Raw genomic sequence first — 20,076 nt, forward strand, 5'->3', positions numbered from 1 at the left:
CACCTAGCGCGAAACCCGGAGCCGTACTCTCACCACAAGGAGCCCCCGCATGAGCATGATCCAAACCGGCATCCTCGACCTGGACTCCACCCACCCCGTGGCCACCACCGGCGGCGACACCTCCACCTTCACCCACGTGACGTTCCCGACCCCGTTCCCCGCCGGGGCACGCGTGATCGTCATCCCCTTCGTCCAGACCTTCAACGGACCCGAGACCCCCGGCCTCAGAATCGCGGACGTGACGCCGCAGGGCTTCCGGATCCGCATCAACGAGATCCTCGCCGGCGCCACCAAGAGCGACGGACACCACGCCCGCGAAACCATCGGCTGGCTGGCCACCACCGTCTGACTCCGACCAAGCCCCAAGAGGTCAGCCCCTCCAGACCTGGAGGGGCTGACCTGAAGCCGGAAACACAGCCGCCGGCCACCGCGGTCATCCGGGCATGCCGTGCAGGTGTGGCCGGATATCGCGGGCGCGCGTCGGGGCCTGTCCGCGAAGTCCGCGAATCGCCGGGGGCTGCTGAAGGCTGTCGGCGCCTTGGAGACCGGCCCGTAGCGAGCCGGCGCCGACAGCTTGCCCGCCGGCACCGGGTCGGCGCCCGGCGAACCTCACTGTCAGTCGATGCCTTCGATGATGCGGAAGTCGCGCTGGACGCCGTCGGGGAATGCCACCAGCGCCTTCTGGTAAGCCTCGCTCTCGTATGCCGCGACGGCCTGTTCAAAGCTGTCGAACTCGATCAGAACGACACGTTGCGTGATTCCGGCCTCGTGGGCGACGACTCGACCGCCACGGGACGGGAGGAGGGCCAGGTTGCGCCCGCCCCCAGCCTGGACAGCCGGACCGGCCAGCTTGTCGTAGGCAGTCAGGGCCTCAGGATCGGAAATGGCGGGGTAGACACTGACCCAGTAGCCCTTAGCCATGGAAACCTCCTGTGTTCGGCCGGACACGTCCGACTTCGAATTGACACCCAAGTCGATCGATCCCGGCGACGGGTGCTGTGGCCGGTTGAATCGTCATATGCGCAGGTTAGGGCCCGACGTATGGCCGAGGGAAAGATCGATTCTGGATAGACTCAGAACGGATCGTTATCAATCGGCAGGGAGGGCACGTGGCGCCGGACACGGTGAGCCTGCGGTACTTCCTGGTGCTGGCGCAGGAGTTGAACTTCACCCGCGCGGCCGCACGGATCGGTATCGCACAGCCCGCCCTCAGCGCCCGGATGCGCCGATTGGAGGCGGAACTCGGCACGGCCCTGCTGGTCCGCAACACGCGTAGCGTCGTGTTGACCACGGCCGGTGCGGCCTTGGCGGAGTCCGCGCCGCCCGCGCTGGCGGCGCTGGACCGGGCCTGGGACACCGCCCGGAGCGCGGCGGCCGGCGAACTGGGCACGCTGCGCATCGGTTACAGCCTCAGCGCCGGGTCCGAGACGGTACCGGCGCTGGTGGACAGGCTGATTCGCGGCAACAGCGGACTTGAGGTCAGCGCGGTCCCGATGGCGACACCGGAGATCTCCCCCGCGGTCGCCGACGGCCGCATCGAGGCCGGGATCACCCGCGGTGAACAGCCGGGCCGTGGCGTGCGCCGGTTCCTGCTGCGGCGTATGCGCGTCGGGGTCCAGTTGGCGCAGCACCATCCGCTGGCCGAACACCCGGAGATCGAGATCGCCGACGCGGCCGCGTATCCGCTGCGGCTCCCTGACCGTGCGGCCAACCCCGTGATCCACGATCAGCTGTCCGGACTGTTCCGAGACGCCCGACCACACCCGCGATTCCACACGCCCGCGGTCTCCTTCGACATGTCTCAACGTGACCTACGCGACGGGGTCACCCTCGCCCCGGCCGGGGAAGCCGCGGTCACGACACAATCGGCCGGTCTCACCTGGCGACCGCTGCGGGGCGCGCCCAGCCTGACGATCCACCTGGTCCTCCCGCGCGAGCAGTCGCCGCTTCACCGCCGCATCCGTGCCGTCGCAAAAACCCTGGCGCACGAGCTGCGCTGGCTGTCGGACTGACGCCTGCGGTAGCGAAGTAGGGCTTCACACGGACCCCTACTGTCGAAGGTCGGTCGTCGCGGGACCGGCCGGGACGGCGGGGGTTCGAGGCCATGTCCAGGCGGAGCGCACGATGAAGGCCAGGAGCAGCACTTCGATTCCGATGGAAAGGCCGTAGAAGGGGGCCCAGTCCCAGGACTCCCCTACCGCGTTGAACACCGAGTAGGGGATGTAGAGCGATGCGACGACGAGGTTCGTGGCGCGGTTCACCCGGGCGGGCAGCGTCATGGAGAGCATCACCATCAGGGCCGGGATCGCCACGGACGCGAGCATCATGGTCAACAACGTCGGGCTGATGTCGAACTCGAAGACGACGCCGGCACGGAGGTTGTCGATGACGCCGGGCTTGTGGAGGTGGAAGTAGTCGACGTAGATGTAGAGGAACATGAAGCTGGTCCATGCGGCGGCGAGCTTGGCGTGCACGGGGACCGGCCGGTTGTCGAGCAGGTTCGCGGCTTTCGTTCGGGTGGTCATCGGTTCTTCTTTCGAGAGGAGCGGTCCCTCCGCCGGAGTGGCGGCAGGGATGTACCGAGGCCGCGCCCACCTGGACGAGCACATCGCCTCGACCGGCAGCGGTAGCGCGGACCTCGGACGACTCGAAGGCTCAGGGCAGGCCGTAACGGTGCTGGTCGGCGGCCCGCATCGTCGTCGCCCCGGCCGGACTCGCCCCCGGCGCCAGGCGTGCTCCGGCACTCGACCGCTGTTCGATTCCCACAAGCCTCCTCACGTCCGAGCTACGGCTCCGGTCGGTTCGTACACCGTACGTCGTACGCTGTACTACAAGTAGTACGCTGTACCATGACGGTGCGCTGGACGATTGTCAAGCCGTTCGAGCGAGGGAGAGGAGACCCGTGTCTGCGAGGGAACAACGCCAGGGGGCGTCAGACGCGGCGTTGAGCAGGCAACGGGTGGTGGTCGAGGCGGTCCGGCTCGCCGACCGCGAGGGGGTCGACGGGCTGAGCATGCGCCGGCTGGCCGGCGCGCTCGGCGCGGGCGCGATGTCGCTCTACTACTACGTGGCGAACAAGGAAGAGTTGCTGGACGCCATGATCGACGTCGTGTTCGAGGAGATCGAGCTCCCGCCCGAAGAGGCCGACTGGCAGTCAGCGATGCGCTGCCGGGCGGTATCCGCCCGGCAGGTTCTCGCACGCCACCCGTGGGCGATCGGCCTGATGGAGTCGCGGACATCGCCGGGGCCCGCGAACCTCCGCCACCGCGAAGCGGTCACCGCCTGCCTGCGGAGGGCCGGCTTCCCGGTCTTGATGGCGACGCACGCCAACTGGTTGCTCGACAGCTATGTCTACGGTTTCGCCCTGCAGGAAGCCAGCCTGCCGTTCGACACCGCCGATGAGTTCGCGGACATGACCGAGGACGTCTTCCTGCCCCAGCTTCCTCCTGACGAGTTCCCCTACCTCAACGAGTCCGCCGCGGTGCTCGCCGCTGCCGGCTACGACCCGGCGGAGGAGTTCACCTTCGGCCTCGACCTCGTCCTGGCCGCCCTGGAGCCCCTGAGAGTGCCTACGTGAGCCTCCATCTGTGATGTCGTCATGTGATCGTGCGGGTTTGTAGTGTTACCGGTCCTCACGGCCTGGAAGGCCGCGCCCCCTCGGTCAGCGACCACGAAGGCGACTCTCGCACGATCTGCCGCCCAAGGGCGCGACGTCCTACTACTTCGTCAAATGGCGCGACGACGGCACCGACAAGACGATCCACGACCTGCTGCGCCGGCCGCGAGAAGAAGGGCCGATTGGCGCGACCCGAGCCTGGTCATGCTGGACACCCGAAGCGTCCACGTCGCGGCCGGCGTCCCCGCCCGTGCTGGGCCTGGTCATCGCGGTCGTCGTGCTCGCGGCCTCGGCCCACGGGAACACGGTCATCGCTCATGGCACCGGCCTGGGATCGCCATGGACATCGTCGAACGCAACCCTGCCGACAGGCTGCAGGCCGCGGGCGTTGTAGCGCGGACAGGGCCGCGACCAGCTGTTTGTAATGACTTTGTAGCGACTGTGTAGGGGATCTCTGGCAGCGGCTCCCACTCTTGATCGCAGAGGGCGCGATCGGTGCGCCCCCTGAAGAACTGGGAGTTCGTCATGGTCAAGACCGCCCGTCGTTACGCGAAGTACGCCGTCAGCACCCTGTCCAGCGCCATCTTCGGGCTGCAGGTCTGACGAACAGCGAGTGATCCCCCGGGAGCCTTCTCCCGGGGGACACCACGACGGGAGGAAAGCGGCGTGTTCGGCACCGCGGTACGCCAGCTCGGCTACGCCTGGTCGATGATGTCGGGGCGCAGGTTCCGGCTGCGGGACGTCTACACGCTGGTCGACGACATGCGCGAGACGCTGGAGACGTTCGGCTCGCCCGGCGAGGGCGCCGACGACCTGATCGCGGGCAACGACCCCGAGCTCCAGGAGGACCTCACCCGGCGGCGGCTGCGGCGCACGGTGGCCCACGCGGCGGCGGAGAGCCCCTACTACCGGCGCTGGTTCGCGGAGCACGGCGTGGACCCGGCCTCGATCACCCCGCAAACCCTGTCCTCGATCGCCCCCACCTCCAAGGCGGACCTGCGCGGCAGGCCGGCGGCGTTCGTCTCCGACCTGGCCAAGCCATCCGTGCTCGCGCACACGACGGGCACGACGGGCACGCCCACGCTGGTGTGGTTCTCCGCCTACGAGATCGAGCTGCTGTCGTGTCTGTCGGCGCTCTCGCTCATGATGTCCGGGAACGTGCGCACGGACGACGTGTGGGCCAACGCGAGCAGCTCGCGGTCCGTCGCGCAGATCCTCACCGAACGGGCAGTCACCCGTACCGGGGCCGTGTTCGCCCACCTGGGCACCATCGACCCGGCCGCCACGCTCGACCGGCTGGCCACTCCGCTGCACGTACCGGGCAAGCGCGCGCAGATGTCCCATCTCAACGTGCCGGCCTCCCACCTCGCGGCGCTCGTGCAGGAGGCCGAGCGGGGCGGCTGGCGGGCCGCCGACTTCGCGCTGACCACCATCTGGTCCGGCGGCGAGGTCCTCACCGACGCGCTGCGCGAGCGGGCGGAGCACGCGTTCGGGGCCGAGGTCCGCGACGGGTACGGCATGACCGAGATCGCCCCGGTGTCCGGCCGCGTCTGCCCCGACGGTCATCTGCACCTGTCCGCCGACCAGGGCCTGGTCGAGATACTCGACCCCGAGACCCTGACCCCCGCCGCTCCCGGCGAGGTCGGCACGATCGTCGTGACGCCGTACTCCACGTTTCGCGACACCACGCTCCTGCTCAGGTACGTCACCGGCGACCTCGTCCGGGTTCTGGCCGAGCCCCCGACGTGCGCCCTCGCCGCCCTGCCCGCCACCTCGCGGGTGCTCGGCCGCAGGTCGCCCGGCGGGCTGACCACGCGTGACGTGCTGGACCTGCTGCAGGCCGAGCACGCGCTGCCGCTGCCCACCCGGTACGCCCTGGAGGACAGCGTCCTGTACGTCGTCGCGGGCAAGGCCGAGCAGGGTTTGCTCGGCCGGCTGGAGGAGCGCGCCCACGGGCTGCCCCTGACCGGCATCGTCCTGGTCGAGACCGCCGAGGACCTGCCCACGCCCTGCCGGCTGCGCACGGACCTGCTGGAGATCAGCTTCGAGCGAGGACTGTGATGACCCCGTACGTGCTCGCCCTGTACGCCCTCGTCGCTGCGGCCGTCGCGCTCACCGCCGCGTACCTGCGCCGTTACGTCATGCCCAGACCGCCGGTCGGCCGGATGGTGGGCGCGGACATCGCGGTCATGGTGGTGACGCTGGTCGTGATGCCGTTCGCGTACCTGCACCTGCCCACGGGCGTCGTCGTGTCGATCTTCGGGCTCGTGGTGCTGACGTTGACCCAGCTCACCCTCGCCCCCGTGCTGGGCGGACGGTGGGGCATGATCGCCGCACTGCTCCTGTGCGCCGCCGACGTCACCGCCTTCGCGCTGGGATGGCCGGCCGCGCTCCTTGTGATCAACGACGTCCTGCTGATCCTGCTCGTCGTCGGCGTGGTGAACATGTGGGTGCAGGCGGCGATCACGCCCGCGCAGGTGGCCGCGCTGGCCGCCGCCCTCACCCTGTACGACACGCTGGCCACCGGGCTGACGTCGCTCACCGCCGAGTTCGTCCAGCGGATGCAGGGGCTGCCGTTCGCGCCCGTGCTGGCCTCCTCCTATGGCGACGATCCCGCCCTCATCGGGCTCGGCGACTGCCTGATGTTGTCGATCTGGCCGGTGGTGGCGCTGCGGGCGTACGGGAAGGCGGCCGCGTGGTGTGCCGCCGGACTGGAGGCCGTCCTGCTGGCTCTGTCCATCGCCTTCGTCCTGTCCCATGGCCGGCTGCTGCCGCTGCTGACCGTGCTCGGGCCGTTGATCGTCGTGCAGTGGCTGTACTGGCGGCGGTGGCAGGCCCGCCGGACGCCCGCCCCGGCCCGGCCGGAGGTGAACCGGGCGCTGGAGGTGAACCGGGCCCTGGAGGCGGCCGACGCGTCCGCCGGGATGTGGGCCGCCCTGTCGCCCGAGGGCGTGCTGGTCGCCGAGGGCGCCACACCGGGGCTGGCGCGCAAGGAGGCCAGGCTGGCGGGAACGCAGGGCGTGCCGGTCGTGTGGCGGCTCGGCGAATAGCGTCGGTCAGGGCGCCAGGAACGCGGCCACCTCTCGCCCCTCCGCCGCGTCGCCGAACAGGACGAGGGAGCCGCGCCACGCCGCCGCGGCCTCCTCGTGCCGCCCCAGCAGGGCGTAGGCCCGGCCCAGCTCCCTGAGAACGCGGGCTCGCCACACCGGAGGCCCGTCGCCGCCGAGCCGTTCCAGCGCGGCCCGCAGGTCCGCCACCGCCCGGCGGGGCTCGCCCTGGCGCAGGTGCACGACGCCGAGCGTGTGCCCGGCCAGCGCCTCGCCCAGGGTGTCGCCGCTCACCACGAACAGCCGCAGGCTCGCCGCCAGTGTCTCGGCCGCCTCGTCGAAGCGGCCCAGCGCACCCAGTGCCTCCCCCAGCCGGCGCAGCGCCTTGCTCGTCTCGGCGCGATCGCCGAGCGCCTGCGCCGCCAGCAGGCCCTCCCGGTAGCGGACGACGGCCTCCGCCGTCTCGCCCCGCTGGTAGAGGGCGGTGCCGAGGCCGCGCAGCAGGTTGCCGCGGATGGCGTAGTCGTCCTTCTCTGTCACCTCCAGCCGCGCTCTGGCGATCTCCACGGCCCGCCCGTGCTCACCGCGCTCGACGTGGATCCAGACAGGCCAGGTCCACGCGTACGCCAGCCCGGCGGCGTCGCCGTGCGCCGCCATCAGGTCGAGGCAGGCGTACGCGTCGGCCAGCGCCTCGTCCAGACGGCCCATGCCGTGCCGCGCGGCGGCCCTGACGATCAGCGCGTACGCCGCTCCATGCCTGTCGCCGGCGCGGCCGAACTCCGCCAGAAGCACGCCGCACATTGTCTCGGCCGATGGGAACCGACCCCATTCGATCTCCACCGTGGCCAGCAGCAGCCGGGCCCGCAGCGCGGCGCGATCGTCGCCCAGCCCGATCACGATCCGCTGGACCCGCTCGGCGTCGGCCAGGAAACGATCCATGATCAAATAGCTGGTGAGGTGGTGCCCCAGCTCGGCCGCCACGTCGTTCAGGCCCAGCTCGGCGGCGGTGCTGAGGGCGAGCATCAGCGTACGCCGCTCGGCCGCCAGCCACATCTCGCTCACCCGTACGTCGGGCGCCGGTCCCTCCTCCGGCTCCCGCTCGTACGGCGGGGCCAGCAGGATCGGCAGGCGGCGCGTGGCGGCCCGGGTACGCCGCAGGCATTCCAGCACGTGCCCGGTGAGCGCCGCACGCCGCCCCTCGGGGGTCTCCTCCGCCTGCGCCCGTTCCCGCGCGTACACCCGCAGCAGGTCGTGCAGCCGGTAGCGGGGCTGTCCGGCCCCGTCCACCTCGGTCGAGGTGAGCATGCCCCGCGCGACCAGCGTCTCCAGCGCCGCATCGGCCTCCAGCGCGAGCTTGTCCGCATCCGCCGCCGGCGGGGCCGCCCCCAGCCTGTCCGCATCCGCCGCCGGCGGGGCCGCCCTCCACTTGTCCGCGTCCTCGTCCGAGCCAGGCGGGCTGGCGGGCGCCGCGTCCGGTTCCGTGGCGGGTCCTCTGAGGAGGGCCGCGACCGACCACTCCGCCACGCTGTCCAGCCCGGCCAGGCCCAGCAGCCGGAACACGCGCCTGGCCGGGTCCGGCAGCGCCGCGTAGCTCGGCTCGAACGTCGCGCGCACGTCCAGCCCGCCGACGACCAGCTCGTCCAGGCCCCGTCCGGCCAGCCGGGTGGCGAACTCGCTGACCGGCCAGACCGGCCGCGTGGCCAGGCGGGCTCCCGCGACCCGGATGGCCAGCGGCAACCGGCCGCAGGAACGCAGGATCTGCTCGGCCGCGCCGGGCGCCGAACCGATGCGGTCCGGGCCCGCCACGCGTTCCAGCAGGAGCCTGGCGTCCTTCTCGTCAGGGAGGTCGAGCGTGAGACGTACGGCACCTTCCAGGGCGGGCAGCGGAGAGCGGGAGGTCACCAGGACGGCGCCGCGTGCGGTGCCCGGCAGCAGGTGGCGGAGCTGGTCCTCCTCGACGGCGTCGTCCAGCACGAGGAGCACCGCCCGGTCGGCCAGCCGCTGACGCAGCAGTCCCGCGCGTTCCTCGACCGGGACGGGGATGAGCGCGCCGTCGAGGCCGAGCGAGCGCAGCAGCACGTCCAGCAGCTCGCCGGGCTCCCGGGGGCCGCGCGCGTCCCGTCCGAGCCGGACGAAGAGCTGCCCGTCGGGATAATCGGCTCGCAACAGGTGCGCCAGTCGTACGGCGAGCGTGGTCTTGCCCACGCCGGGCAGACCGGACACGACCACGATGGGCGGACCGAGCCGATCCGCGCCCGCCCGCAGCAGCCCCAGCAGCTCGGCGATCTCTCCCGCACGCCCGACGAAGTCCGCGGTGTCGCCGGGTAACTGGCACAGCCCCCGGAACGCCATCGGCCGCGCGCCCGCTTCGACGTCCGCGGAAGGCGGCACGCCGTGCCGGTCGACGTCCGCGGAAGGCGGCATGCCGTGCCGGTCGGCGTCCGCGGAAGGCGGCATTCTGTGCCGGTCGGCGTCCGCGGTCGGCGGCGGCGAATGACGGCCGCCCTCTCCTTCCGACTTCGGTGGCGGCGAGTGGCGCCCGGTCTCTCCGGCCGATGGCGAGTGAAGATCGGTCTCGCCGGGGAGCAGCGGCGAACGGCGATCGGCGTCGCCGGAGAGCAGCGCGGCGTGCAGGCGGCGCAGCTCCGGGCCCGGTTCGATGCCCAGCTCGGCCACCAGCAGCTCACGCGCCTCGCGGAAGGCGTCGAGGGCCTCGTCCCGCCGCCCGCTGCGGTGCAGGGCGACCACGAGCTGCTCGCGCAACCGCTCACGCAGCGGGTGGGCGGCGACGAGGGTACGCAGTTCGGCGGCAAGGCCGTCGTGGCCGAGCGCGAGCCGTACGTCGATCCACTCCGATCTGGCCACCGCCAGCTGCTCCTCCAGCTCGGTGATCCGCGGCGTCACGGCCCCGCTGAGCGGTACGTCCTCGGCCGGGGTTCCGCGCCACAACGCGACCGCGGCCGCGTACTCCCGCTCGGCCGCCACCAGGTCGCCGCTCGCCCGTTCCCTGCGCGCCCGGCGTACGCCCTCCTCGAACACCAACAGGTCCAGACGCTCCGGCGGGACCTCGCAGGCGTACCCCGACCCCTCGGTCCCCAGCCACAGGCCGCTGCCCTCCAGGGAGCGGCGGAGCTGATGGACGTAGGTCTGGACGTTGGACAGTGCCGAGCGGGGCGGGTCGTCCCAGAGGGCGCCGATCAGGCGTTCGGTGGAAACGGTCGCGTTCGGGTGGAGCAGCAGGACCGCGATCACGGCCCGCTGCTTGCGGCTGAGACGGATCCGGCCGCCGGGACCATTGAGGCGAATGGTGCCCAGGATCGCGAAGTCCACCGGTCCTCCCTCGTGCCTGATCGGATGATCAGCTTTCCGGAAGGCAGTACATCTCTGGTGACACCCATTTGACAAACGCGGCAAGCCGGACGGTCAGCGATGGCCGGTGTCGGGCGCCAGTAGCCGTGATCGGCCCCGGGGCTGGTGGCGGTGTTCAGATGGGGCCGTTCGTCGGCCAGTTGGAGCGGAAGGCTTGCGAAGGGCTCGGGGACTGGCATGGGAGGGTCTCCAAGTCGCACGTGGAGTTCGCCATCGAGCGAGATGAGGTCGTCGAGCGTGCGGCGAACGATCCGTGTGATCGGCTGAGCGAAGAGGAGCCTGAGCCAGGCCGAGACCCGGATGGGGGGCCAGCCTCTCGTCGCTGAGCGCACGTCGGAGAAGTTCCAGGCGGCGGCGCTGAGACGAGGGCGGAGCCTCAGTAGTGCCTTTAGGTTGGCGTGTCGTAGGGCGGCTGTGCCGATGCGGGTAGCCACTGCTGCTCGCGACCTGGTCCGGCGCATGCCCCACCTGCGATCGAAGGCTGGAACCGTCGCGCCGCAACAGCCACCGACAGACCTGACAAAGCACTACTGGCTCGCGCGGGGGAGGCGATTGACCCTCACAGGTGATCGATCGTTCTCGGGGCCAGGAGAAGGTACAGGTATGGCGATCAAGCTCTTGCATGCGGCCCCGGCCAGCGGTGACACCGCACAACCTGCCTCACGCTGGGCCCTCCGTACCGCCTACGCGCTTCCCTGGCTGCTGCTTCCCACGTGCCTGTGGAGGTTGCCGTTCGCCTTTCACTTCGACATGGGCCAGCTCAACGACGCGCCTGTGTCACCGTTGTGGATCAGCATCCCCTATGTCTTCGGGCTCAGCGTGCTCACCGAGTTGGCGGCGCTGCTCAGCATCGGTCTGGTGCGCGGCTGGGGCGAGGTGGTGCCGAGCTGGATCCCGGTCATCGGCGGCAGACGTGTGCCGCCCATGGCAGCGGTCGTCCCTGCCGTGGCCGGTGGGCTGCTCTTGACCGCGGTCTCGGTCTGGATGGTGCTCTCCTGGGTCGGCGTCGCCGGCAGCGTGGCGTACGAGAATGGCTGGTGGCAGGCGCTGGCGATGGTGTCCATCACCCCGACGGCGCTGTGGGGCCCGATATTGCTCGCCCTGGCCTGCGCCTACCACCTGCGCCGCCACCCCGCCCGCGGTTGAGGGGTCCCAACAGAATGATCTTTGCTGTGCTTTGATCTCTCGCTGTAGCCGAGAGAGGAGCATGGGCGGCCAAGCCGAAGCCGTGGGAGGTCAGTGACGCGCTGTGGGTCGGTGATGAGCCGCTGTTGCCACAGCGTCAGCGGCGTTTCCGCCATCGAGGGAACAGGCGGCCGGATGACCGGCCGGCCTTGCAGGGCACTTGGCCGCTGCGTCCGATCGCTTGCCAGGCCGCCCTGCTCCGGATGGCCAACAATTCGTCGATCGGAAAGACTCAAGTGCCTAGAGGCGGCGCTAACCCGTTATCAGGGTTCTGGCCTTCCTGAGTGGCTCGAAGAGGGCGAGGTCCTGGTTGGTGAGGATGACGATGGTGTAGCCCTTGGTGGGAAACATGTCCAGCTCACTCCAGTAGCCGGGGATGCCGCCGTTGTGGCCGACCACGCGCACGCCGTTGCGCAGCTCGTCGCTGAAGCCGTAGGCGTACTTGCTGTCCTTGTTCAGGCCTTGCACCTTGCCCTCCATGACGGTCCGGGTGAGCTTGGCATTGAGCAGCCGGTGTCCCCGCAGGGCCTGGGCGAACTTGAGCATGTCGCCCACGGTGGAGATGGCGCCACCAGCGGGCGACGCCCCGTCGGGCTGGTCGCCGAGGTCGCGTAGCTCGCCCTCCGGTGTGGTGCCGTCCCTCGTCGGCATGCCGACCCACTGGCCGTTCGTGTCGAACAGTGCGTAGGGATGAGCCATGCGCTTGACCTTGACGGGCGTCCAGGGGCCGAGGAAGGTGTCGTGCATCCGCGCGGGCGTCAGGATGTGCTTGCGGACGTAGTCGGCGTAGTCCTGCTTGCCCACCTGCTCGATGATCGCGCCCAGGACGATGTAGCCGGCATTGCTGTACTGCATCTTCGCGCCCGGCTCGGAGGTCAGCGGCTGCTTGACGATCTCCTTCATCAGGACGTCGACGTCGGTCTGCGCATGGTCGTTCCCGGGAACCTCGCCCATGCCCGAGGTGTGGGTGAGGAGGTGATGAACGGTTACCGTGTCGGCGATCTCGTTCGGGAACCCCTTGACGTACGTGCCGATCGTGTCCTGGAAGGAGACCTTGCCTCTCTGGACGAGCTGGGCGACGGCGACGCCGGTGATCATCTTGCCCATGGAGCCGATGCAGAACCGCGTCTGCAGCGTGTTGACCTCGTTCCCGGCCTTGTCGGCCATGCCGTAGGCGTTGTTCAATACCGGCCGACCGTCCTTGGCCACCAGGACCGCTCCCGAGAACTTCCCGGCAGCAGCCAGGTCCTTCAGATAGGCATGAAAGGCACGCCAATCTTCTCGTGAGGGAACAGCGGCCGCGGCCGCCGCTCGCGCGACCGGCCGTCCGGTGGCGGCAAGCGCCATCAGCAGTGCTCCGCCGACAACGGCCCTACGGCTGACAACCATGGAGATGTTCCTTTCAAGAGTGCATGGACAGGAGGCTGCATCACGCTGTTGCCGCCGAGGCCCGAGCTACCGGGCGCCACGTCGATGCCGTTGATCGGTTCGCGGGGTCCGGAGGCTCGTGGACGCAGGTCGCGGTGGATGGACGCCTCCGGTCATCGGCTGGGGCAGAGCACGGTCGCGGCGGCCTTGTTCATGGCGTCATTGACGGGCATGGCCTGTTGGTTGTCGATCTTCAGCGTGGTGGATACCACGAACTGGCGGCGGCCGTCGGAGGAGGTGTAGGTCACCGCCAGGAAGCCGGGGCCACTGCCCGCGGCCGCCGCGACCGTCCCGCCACACAGATCGGGCCGCGGCCGTCCTACCGCCTGCTGCAGGTCCGCCGGCAGCAGCCGGCCCTGGTTGAGCGCGCGGTAGAAGGCGCTGAGATCGCCGGAGGTGGAGACCACTCCTCCGGCCGCGCCGCCGAAGCTCGCGTTCTGCCGGTCGACGTCGCGCGGCCTGCCCTCGGCGTCGGGGTGGTAGCCGTGCCCGTGCGGGCCCTTGACGCCCTGAGGAGGCCTGGTGGTCAAATAGGTGTGCTTCATCCCCAGAGGTACGAAGAGACGCCGCTCCAGCTCGGCGGACAGGCTGCGGCCGGTTACCTTCTCGACGATCAGGCCGAGGAGAACGTAGTTGGTGTTCGAGTAGGCGAACCCCGCGCCCGGCTCCCCGGTGCGGGGGACCTCGCGGGATGCCTTCACCAGGTCGATCGGGGAGTAGTAGGTCGTGAAGTCGAAGGCGTCGTCGAACTTCCCCGAAGCGAAGAAGTCAGGGATGCCGGAGCTGTGGCGGAGCAGCTGCTGGACGGTGATCTCGCCGGCCCGCTCGACCAGATCCTGCTGCCCCACCTGCGGCAGAAGGGCGGCCAGCGTGTCCCCCAGGCCGAGCTTGCCCTCCTTGACCAGTTGCAGGACCACCGTGGCCGTCATCAGCTTGGTCTGCGACCCCACCCGGTAACGGGAAGCCGCAGGAATGTGCCCACCCTTGCCGCCGAGCAGGCGCGTCCCCGCGCTCCCCTGCCCCTTGCGCCGGCCGTCGACGTACAGCTCGCCGATGGCACCCACCACGCCGTCCGTCTTCGCCAGGTCCTTCATCGCCTGCTGGACGTCTCCCGGCTTGACCTCGACGGCGGCGGTGGCGGATGTGTGGAGACTCAACGCCAGCATGGCCGATGCCAACCCGGTCATGCCGGCCGCTCGTGCACGGCTCATCTCGTCATGATCCTTTCCATGGGGATTTCGAGGTGATCACATCTACCGGCCGGCGCATATCGGCGGGCGATCGGCGGACCATATGTGTTCCATATGCGGGTGTTGCGATACTGCCCGGATGCGTGTGCTCCTGGTGGAAGACGAGCAGCCCCTCGCCGGCTACATCGAGGCCGGGCTGCGCAAGCACGGCTTCACCGTGGACCTCGCTCTCGACGGCCGCAGCGCGCTGGACAAATGCGAGCTCACCCCGTACGAGGTGGTGGTCCTGGACCGGGACCTGCCGGAGGTGCACGGCGACCAGGTCTGCCGCCGGCTCGTCCAGCGGGGCGTGTCGCGGGTGCTGATGCTGACCGCGTCCGACGCGGTGGAGGACCGGGTCGGTGGGCTGATGCTGGGCGCCGACGACTATCTCGGCAAGCCGTTCGCCTTCTCCGAGCTGGTCGCCCGCGTGCACGCCCTGGTGCGGCGTAGCGCACCGGCCCGTCCACCGGTGCTGCGCACCGGCGGGGTGAGTCTGGATCCGGCCCGGCGCAGCGCCGAGCGGGACGGCAGGCTGCTGCACCTGACCCCCAAGGAGTTCGGCGTGCTGGAGCAGCTGCTGGCCGCCGGCGGTGACGTCATCAGCGCGGAGACGCTGCTGGAGAAGGTGTGGGACGAGCACGCCGACCCGTTCACCAACGCGGTCCGGATCACCATCGGCACGCTGCGCCGCAAGCTCGGCGACCCGCCGCTGATCGGGACCGTCATCGGCGCCGGCTACCGGATCGGCCCGTGAGGCTGACCGCCCGCGCCCGGCTCGCCATCTTGCAGACCGCCCTCGTACTGGCCGCGGGGGCCGCGCTGACCGGGCTGACCTACCTGCTGATGAAGCGGCGCCCGGCGCTCGTCACCCACCTGGACCCGGACGGCCCCGACCTACAGGGCACGCTCCAGCCGATGCCACCCCAGACGCAGGACCTGCACGATCTCGCCGACCAGGTACAGGCCGACACCCTGGCCGCGCTCGTGCCCCAGGCCGGTCTGGCGCTCATCATGGTGACCGTCCTGGCCGCCCTACTGGCCTGGCTGGTCGCCGGCCGGGTGCTGCGGCCGATCCGCGTCATCTCCGCCGCCGCCCGCCGGCTGTCGGCCGAGAACCTCACCGAGCGGGTCCCGGTCACCACCCCGGCCGACGAACTGTCGACGCTGGCGGGCACGGTCAACGACATGCTGGACCGCATCCAACGCGGCGTCGCCGAGCGCGACCGGATCCTGGACAGCCAGCGGCTGTTCACCGCCAACGCCGCCCACGAGCTGCGCACCCCGCTGACCACCGCCCGCACCGCGATCGACGTCACCCTGGACGGAGACCCCAGCCGCAACGAGCTGCTCGCGATGGCCGGCGACGTGCGCGACGCCGTCACCCACATGCAGCGCGTCCTGAACGGGTTGCTGCTGCTGGCCCGCAGTCAGGCCGAAGCCGGCACACGGCAGGCGGCCGATCTGGCCGCCATCACGGCGGCCGCCCTGGGCACGGCCGAGGAGCAAGCGGCAGCCGCCGGCATAGCCGTACACGCAAGGCTGCGGCCCGCGCTGGTCACCGGCGAGCCCGTCCTGCTGGAACGCCTGGTCGGTAACCTGGTCGACAACGCGCTCCGCTACAACCACGCCGACGGGCACCTCATCGTCGAGACGCGCACAGCGGGCGCACGCGCCGTGCTGCGGATCTGCAACACCGGCCGCGAGATCGCGCCCGAGGAAGCCCAGACGCTGCTGGAACCGTTCGTGCACGGGCAGGGCACCCGCGTCCGCACCGACGGCCAGGGCCTGGGCCTGGGACTGTCCATCGTGCGCGCGATCACCCATGCCCACCATGGACACATCGCGATCACAGTCCGCCCGGGCGGCGGCCTCGACATCACCATCGAGCTCCCGCATCACTCACGGGCCGCAGAGCGGCCGGCACGACGACCCGCTGCGGTCACCGCACAGCCGGCGTCCGTGATGCCTGCGGCACCACCGAGGAGCCGTCCCGCTGAATGAACGCATCCGACGCCTACGGGTCACCGGTCCCGAGCTGTTGGGAATCGGAATCCATTCGCCTGCCTTCGGCGTCAAGCGGCTGTGCTGGGTGCTGAAGGTGTCTCGTTCGGGGTTCTACCAGTGGATCAAGGCGGCGCAGGCGCAAGCTCGCCACTGACGACCGCCCCGACCTATTGAACGCGCTGTCTTATATCCGCGACGGCGACCTGCTGACCGTCCAGGAGGTCGACCGCCTCGGCCGCAACCTCCTGGAAGGGCTGATCGTCCTCAACGACCTGTTCCAGCGCGGTGTCGACGTCAAGGTGCTGGAGGGCATCGCAGCCGGCGAGCACACCGAACGCTCCCTCATCCTCGACCTTGCCCTCGCTCTAGCCGAAGACCGCCGCCGCGACATCACGCGCAAGACCAAGAACGGCCTGGAAGCCGCCCGCAAACGCGGCCGGGTCGGCGGCCGCCGTCCTGTGGTCGACGACGACAAACGCGCTGCCATCCTCGCCCGGCGCCAACGCGGCGAATCCATCCGTATCGTCGCCGCCGGAGTCAAAGCCTCCGTCGGCGTCGTCCACAAGACCCTCGCGGAGTCCGGCGGTGATGGCGACTCCAGGTAGTTGCGGGCATCGGGCAGCGAGTACTTCCGCTCCTTGTCGGTCAGCTGCTCCCCGGTTGAACAGAGAATTCCCTCGTAGGCGAGCTGCTGGAGGGCCTTGGCCGAGGCCAGGGCGCGCTGGTCGCCGAGCGGGATCCGAAGCAGCAACACGACGATCTTCTCCAGAGGACGTTAGGACTGGTCAGCGGGGTTTGTCCGCGGCGGTTGTGGCGGCGCCCTGAGCATCGGATCCTCGCAGCGAAGCTGATCCACAAGGGGCCCCTCGCGACCCACGCCACATCAACCGAGAGACCGAGCGGCAGGCCACCACCATGGCCACCGCGGCCGCCTACCTCCCGCTGCTGCTCTACCGGTTCCGCACTTGCACCGGTAACCCAGCCCCGACGGCTCGCCAACGCTACTGGCGCGGTTGCCGCTCAAGGGCCTGCGCATGGGTCAACGACAGAGTCGCCGACGGCGGGATCGGGCAACGCGCGTATGAATCTTCGTCATCAATGAACAGTCTTCGCTCACTGCGATCAAGATCCTTCTCAGCGCCAACGGCTGTCCGCAGGTTCCAACTGATCGCTATTGCATCTGATGAGATCTCAGATCGTTCGACACGCGGGCGCGTGGCAGAGCCACAAGGCCGGTCAGCGAGCCAAGCCCGCCTCACGTTCGGCAAGGTATTCGTCGAGCAGGTCGAAGAGTACGTCGATGACGAGTCGTTCTTGTTCTTGGGGTAGGTCCCAGTGATCCCAACCGTCAGGAAGGGCGATGTGGCGAACATGTCCTGACCAGCCGTGATTGCAGGTTTGGCCGCGCTTGGCGATGAGCCAGTCCGTCCAGTCGCGCAGGCCTGGGCCGCCATGGCGCAGGGCGTGCTGGTCATAGCCGTCGAGGAACGCTTCCAGTCGATCAAGTCGGCCACCGATCACATACATCGGTAGCCGGCGTCTGACGTTCGCGAAGTACTCACGCTCGCTCATATCGGCCAGGCTCTTGGTCACCGGATCATGCTTTCACCTGCACGCTTGCCAAGTCGATTACTTCTGATGAAAGATCCTTTCGTTTGATGTAATCGGTTGGAGGGTGGCGGAGAGTGAGCCGGGACGGGATGGCGCCGGGTGCTGCGGGCCTGCATCTGGTCGGTGGAACGGTGTTGCTCCGGCCTGAGGAACAGGTGGCCGAGGCGATGCTGGCGGGGTGGCGGAATCAGCAGCCGGCCCGGAATCTGGCGTTCTCCACGATCGAGGGCCGCGAGAACGCGGTGAAGGCGTTCTCCCGCCACGCTGATGCGTTCCCGTGGCAGTGGATGCCACAGATGGTGGACGAGTGGCTGGGCGACCTGCGGGCGATCCAGCATCTAAGGCAGTCGACGCTGCGGAACTACGCCGAGGCGGTCCGGTCGTTCTGCGCGTTCCTCACCGATCCTGCCCATGGGTGGGCGGCGGAGTGCGAGCGGCGCTTCGGGTCGCATCCGATCCAGGTCTGCCACGAGTGGAACACCGCGGTTCACCTCCAGGACAACGAGGCCGACCCCGCCAAGCGGGCGTTCACCCGCGATGAGCTCCAGGCGTTCTTCGACTACGCCGACGAGCAGGTCCACCGGGTCAGTGGCGCGGGTCGCAAGGGCTGGCTGCCGGCATTCCGCGACGCGACGTTGGTTCAAGACCGGCCTATGCCTACGGGCTGCGCCGCCGTGAGGATCGGATGCTGGACCTGGTCGACTTCGGCCCCAACCCGCACGCGCCGATCTTCGGAGACTTCGGCGTCTGCTACGTCCGCTGGGGCAAGGCGATGAAGGGTTCACCGCCCAAGCGCCGCAGTGTCCTGACAGTTGGCCCACGCGACGGTGTCGGCGGGATGGACTGGATCGTCGACATCCTCGACCAGTGGGTCACCGAAGTCCGGCCTGGGTTCGCCCAGGCGGCCGTCTCGCCGGCGTTCTGGCCTTCAGAGCGCAGCTCGCGGATCGGGTTCTCCCAGATCAACACGCGCTTCGCCACCTACCGCGACGCGCTCGGCCTCGACCCAGGCCTGGACTTCCACTCCTTCCGCCGCTCCTACGTCACCCACCTCATCGAGGACGGCTGGGATCCCCGGTTCGTCCAGGAGCAAGTCGGTCACGAGCACGCCTCCACCACCTCGATCTATACCTGTGTCTCCTCCGACTTCCGCACCCGCACCCCGCGGCAGGCGATGGAATCGACCCTGAACGCCGCTCTGGGCACCGGGAGGAAGAACCGATGAAACGCCAGGTCAGCTACCAGTGGCGGCTCCGCGAGACCATGGCCGCGCATGGCATGTTCACCGCCACCGACCTCGCCCAGCCTCTCGCCGACCGCGGCATCACCCTGTCCTCGGTTCAGATCTGGCGGCTGGTCACCCACATCCCCGAGCGGCTCTCCATGTCGGTTCTCGCCGCGCTCTGCGACATCTTCGACTGCACCCCCGCCGACCTCATCGCCACCAAAGCCGAAAGTGCCGCACCCCGCCGCACCGCCACCGGCGACACCGGCCCGGCGGCCCAGATCGCGCCGATCAGGCCCAAGCGCGCCCGGATCCGCCCCGACCAATGAGCCCCCTCTCCCCGGAGCACTACGAACGCTGGCATCTGCGCGACTGCGCCCGCTGCGGCCGCCGCGCCGCCAAGGCCGCGAACTGGTCCGACGGGCCGATTTGCCGGACTTGCCTGCACAAGGCCGAGAACAGCCACGGCACCTGCCCCGCCTGCGGGATCGACCGTCTCCTGCCCGGCCGCAGCGATGACGGCGAGGCGATCTGCCGGGATTGCGCTGGTATCACCCGCTCGTTCTCCCGCTCCCGCTGCGGACATGAAGGCCAGCTCTATACAGGTCGTCTCTGCACCAGATGCACCCTGACCGACCTGGTCCACACCGTCTTCGACGACGGCACGGGCTCCATCAGCCCAGCCTTGCGCCCACTCGCCGATCGGCTGATCGCCTCACCCAACCCCAAGTCCACCTGGATGTGGTTGCGGCGCCCCTACATCCGGGACCTCGTCAGCGATCTCGCGGACGGCACCCTTCCCCTCACTCACGAAGCCCTCCACCCGCTTCCGAACTGGAGAACCGTCGCCCACCTGCGCGACCTGCTCATGGCCAGCGGGGCCCTGCCCTTGGTCGATAAGCAGATCCTTCACCACGAGACCTGGCTCGCCCACCGCTACGCCGAGCTCGCCGACGACCCCCACCTGCGGGTCCTGCGCGCCTTCGCCACCTGGCATCAACTGCCACGCATGCGCGCCCGCGCTGCGGCCAGTCCTCTGACCTCAGGCTCCCGCAGTTCCGCCGGCGAACAGTTCAAGGCCGCCCACGGCTTTCTGACCTGGTTCGATGACTCCGCTCACAATCTCGGATCCTGCACGCAGGGCCTCCTCGACGCCTGGCACGCCACAAACCCCAGCATCACCACAACACCTTGCGGGTCTTTCTGCGCTGGGCCATCAGCGACGGTCGCATGCCCAAGCTCCGGATCCCGACTCCAGCCACCACTAAGAGCCTGCTGACAAAGGCTTAAGTGCTGGCGGGCATGGGCCCGTAGAGAGCTGGTCCGATCTTGTTGATGTAGCCCTGGTGGGACCATTGA

At 69.6% G+C, this 20,076-nt stretch carries 18 protein-coding genes and 1 pseudogene; 13 read left to right on the forward strand and 6 right to left on the reverse strand.

What is annotated here, in order from left to right; genetic code table 11:
- Positions 1-49 precede the first annotated feature (49 nt).
- Positions 50-349 (forward strand): hypothetical protein, encoded by a 300-nt coding sequence (locus ACWEJ6_RS06925; RefSeq protein WP_387674426.1) that lies wholly within the window; start codon positions 50-52, stop codon positions 347-349.
- Positions 350-615: 266 nt separating this feature from the next.
- On the opposite strand, the gene ACWEJ6_RS06930 is transcribed toward ACWEJ6_RS06925, so the two are convergent.
- Entirely contained in the window at positions 616-921 is a 306-nt protein-coding gene (locus ACWEJ6_RS06930) for a DUF1330 domain-containing protein (RefSeq protein ID WP_387674423.1), read from the reverse strand.
- A gap of 188 nt (positions 922-1,109) precedes the next feature.
- Between ACWEJ6_RS06930 and ACWEJ6_RS06935 the strand changes: the two genes are divergently transcribed.
- Positions 1,110-2,012, forward strand: a complete 903-nt coding sequence (locus ACWEJ6_RS06935; RefSeq protein WP_452421951.1) for a LysR substrate-binding domain-containing protein — start codon at positions 1,110-1,112, stop codon at positions 2,010-2,012.
- Between the two features lie 36 nt (positions 2,013-2,048).
- On the opposite strand, the gene ACWEJ6_RS06940 is transcribed toward ACWEJ6_RS06935, so the two are convergent.
- A complete protein-coding gene (locus tag ACWEJ6_RS06940) occupies positions 2,049-2,525 on the reverse strand; it encodes a DUF6326 family protein (RefSeq protein WP_452421953.1) in 477 nt (158 codons plus the stop codon).
- A gap of 434 nt (positions 2,526-2,959) precedes the next feature.
- On the opposite strand from ACWEJ6_RS06940, the gene ACWEJ6_RS06945 reads away from it, so the two are divergent.
- The 3 genes from ACWEJ6_RS06945 to ACWEJ6_RS06955 all read left to right on the forward strand — a co-directional run bounded on the left by ACWEJ6_RS06945 (position 2,960) and on the right by ACWEJ6_RS06955 (position 6,666).
- Entirely contained in the window at positions 2,960-3,577 is a 618-nt protein-coding gene (locus ACWEJ6_RS06945) for a TetR/AcrR family transcriptional regulator C-terminal domain-containing protein (protein ID WP_452421955.1), read from the forward strand.
- Between the two features lie 705 nt (positions 3,578-4,282).
- Positions 4,283-5,677, forward strand: coding sequence for a phenylacetate--CoA ligase family protein (locus ACWEJ6_RS06950; RefSeq protein ID WP_452421957.1), 1,395 nt, complete (start codon positions 4,283-4,285; stop codon positions 5,675-5,677).
- The gene (locus ACWEJ6_RS06955) at positions 5,677-6,666 is read left to right on the forward strand and encodes a hypothetical protein (protein WP_452421959.1); all 990 of its coding nucleotides are present in this window, start codon (positions 5,677-5,679) and stop codon (positions 6,664-6,666) included. The genes ACWEJ6_RS06950 and ACWEJ6_RS06955 overlap by 1 nt, the downstream gene beginning before the upstream one ends.
- 6 nt (positions 6,667-6,672) lie before the next feature.
- On the opposite strand, the gene ACWEJ6_RS06960 is transcribed toward ACWEJ6_RS06955, so the two are convergent.
- Positions 6,673-9,993, reverse strand: a complete 3,321-nt coding sequence (locus ACWEJ6_RS06960; RefSeq protein WP_452421961.1) for an AfsR/SARP family transcriptional regulator — start codon at positions 9,991-9,993, stop codon at positions 6,673-6,675.
- Positions 9,994-10,635: 642 nt separating this feature from the next.
- Here ACWEJ6_RS06960 and ACWEJ6_RS06965 point away from each other — a divergent pair.
- Complete coding sequence (locus tag ACWEJ6_RS06965; RefSeq protein WP_452421963.1) at positions 10,636-11,178, forward strand: hypothetical protein; 543 nt, start codon at positions 10,636-10,638, stop codon at positions 11,176-11,178.
- A gap of 291 nt (positions 11,179-11,469) precedes the next feature.
- Here the strand turns inward: ACWEJ6_RS06965 and ACWEJ6_RS06970 are convergent, their stop codons facing one another.
- Together ACWEJ6_RS06970 and ACWEJ6_RS06975 are read right to left on the reverse strand one after the other, a co-directional pair.
- Positions 11,470-12,564 (reverse strand): serine hydrolase domain-containing protein, encoded by a 1,095-nt coding sequence (locus tag ACWEJ6_RS06970; protein WP_452421965.1) that lies wholly within the window; start codon positions 12,562-12,564, stop codon positions 11,470-11,472.
- A gap of 194 nt (positions 12,565-12,758) precedes the next feature.
- Positions 12,759-13,856, reverse strand: a complete 1,098-nt coding sequence (locus ACWEJ6_RS06975; RefSeq protein WP_452421967.1) for a serine hydrolase domain-containing protein — start codon at positions 13,854-13,856, stop codon at positions 12,759-12,761.
- 118 nt (positions 13,857-13,974) lie between these two features.
- Here ACWEJ6_RS06975 and ACWEJ6_RS06980 point away from each other — a divergent pair, with 118 nt between their 5' ends.
- The 3 genes and pseudogenes from ACWEJ6_RS06980 to ACWEJ6_RS06990 form a co-directional block, all read left to right on the forward strand.
- The gene (locus ACWEJ6_RS06980) at positions 13,975-14,631 is read left to right on the forward strand and encodes a response regulator transcription factor (RefSeq protein ID WP_452421969.1); all 657 of its coding nucleotides are present in this window, start codon (positions 13,975-13,977) and stop codon (positions 14,629-14,631) included.
- On the forward strand, positions 14,628-15,878 hold the full coding sequence (locus ACWEJ6_RS06985) for a sensor histidine kinase (protein ID WP_452421971.1): 1,251 nt from the start codon (positions 14,628-14,630) through the stop codon (positions 15,876-15,878). The genes ACWEJ6_RS06980 and ACWEJ6_RS06985 overlap by 4 nt, the downstream gene beginning before the upstream one ends.
- A 164-nt stretch (positions 15,879-16,042) precedes the next feature.
- Positions 16,043-16,486, forward strand: a pseudogene (locus ACWEJ6_RS06990) (recombinase family protein); the annotation flags it as partial.
- A gap of 631 nt (positions 16,487-17,117) precedes the next feature.
- Here the strand turns inward: ACWEJ6_RS06990 and ACWEJ6_RS06995 are convergent.
- The gene (locus ACWEJ6_RS06995) at positions 17,118-17,474 is read right to left on the reverse strand and encodes a hypothetical protein (RefSeq protein WP_449938173.1); all 357 of its coding nucleotides are present in this window, start codon (positions 17,472-17,474) and stop codon (positions 17,118-17,120) included.
- A gap of 92 nt (positions 17,475-17,566) precedes the next feature.
- Between ACWEJ6_RS06995 and ACWEJ6_RS07000 the strand changes: the two genes are divergently transcribed.
- The 4 genes from ACWEJ6_RS07000 to ACWEJ6_RS07015 all read left to right on the forward strand — a co-directional run bounded on the left by ACWEJ6_RS07000 (position 17,567) and on the right by ACWEJ6_RS07015 (position 19,996).
- Entirely contained in the window at positions 17,567-18,268 is a 702-nt protein-coding gene (locus tag ACWEJ6_RS07000; RefSeq protein WP_452421973.1) for a hypothetical protein, read from the forward strand.
- A 62-nt stretch (positions 18,269-18,330) separates the two neighbouring features.
- Positions 18,331-18,717, forward strand: a complete 387-nt coding sequence (locus ACWEJ6_RS07005) for a tyrosine-type recombinase/integrase (protein WP_452421975.1) — start codon at positions 18,331-18,333, stop codon at positions 18,715-18,717.
- Positions 18,714-19,046, forward strand: a complete 333-nt coding sequence (locus tag ACWEJ6_RS07010) for a helix-turn-helix domain-containing protein (protein WP_452421977.1) — start codon at positions 18,714-18,716, stop codon at positions 19,044-19,046. Before ACWEJ6_RS07005 ends, ACWEJ6_RS07010 begins: the two co-directional genes overlap by 4 nt.
- Positions 19,043-19,996 carry a hypothetical protein gene (locus ACWEJ6_RS07015; protein ID WP_452421979.1) on the forward strand — a complete coding sequence of 318 codons (954 nt, stop codon included), beginning with the start codon at positions 19,043-19,045 and terminating at the stop codon, positions 19,994-19,996. The genes ACWEJ6_RS07010 and ACWEJ6_RS07015 overlap by 4 nt, the downstream gene beginning before the upstream one ends.
- The last annotated feature ends 80 nt before the right edge of the window (positions 19,997-20,076 follow it).

The organism is Nonomuraea sp. NPDC004702 (assembly GCF_053601695.1).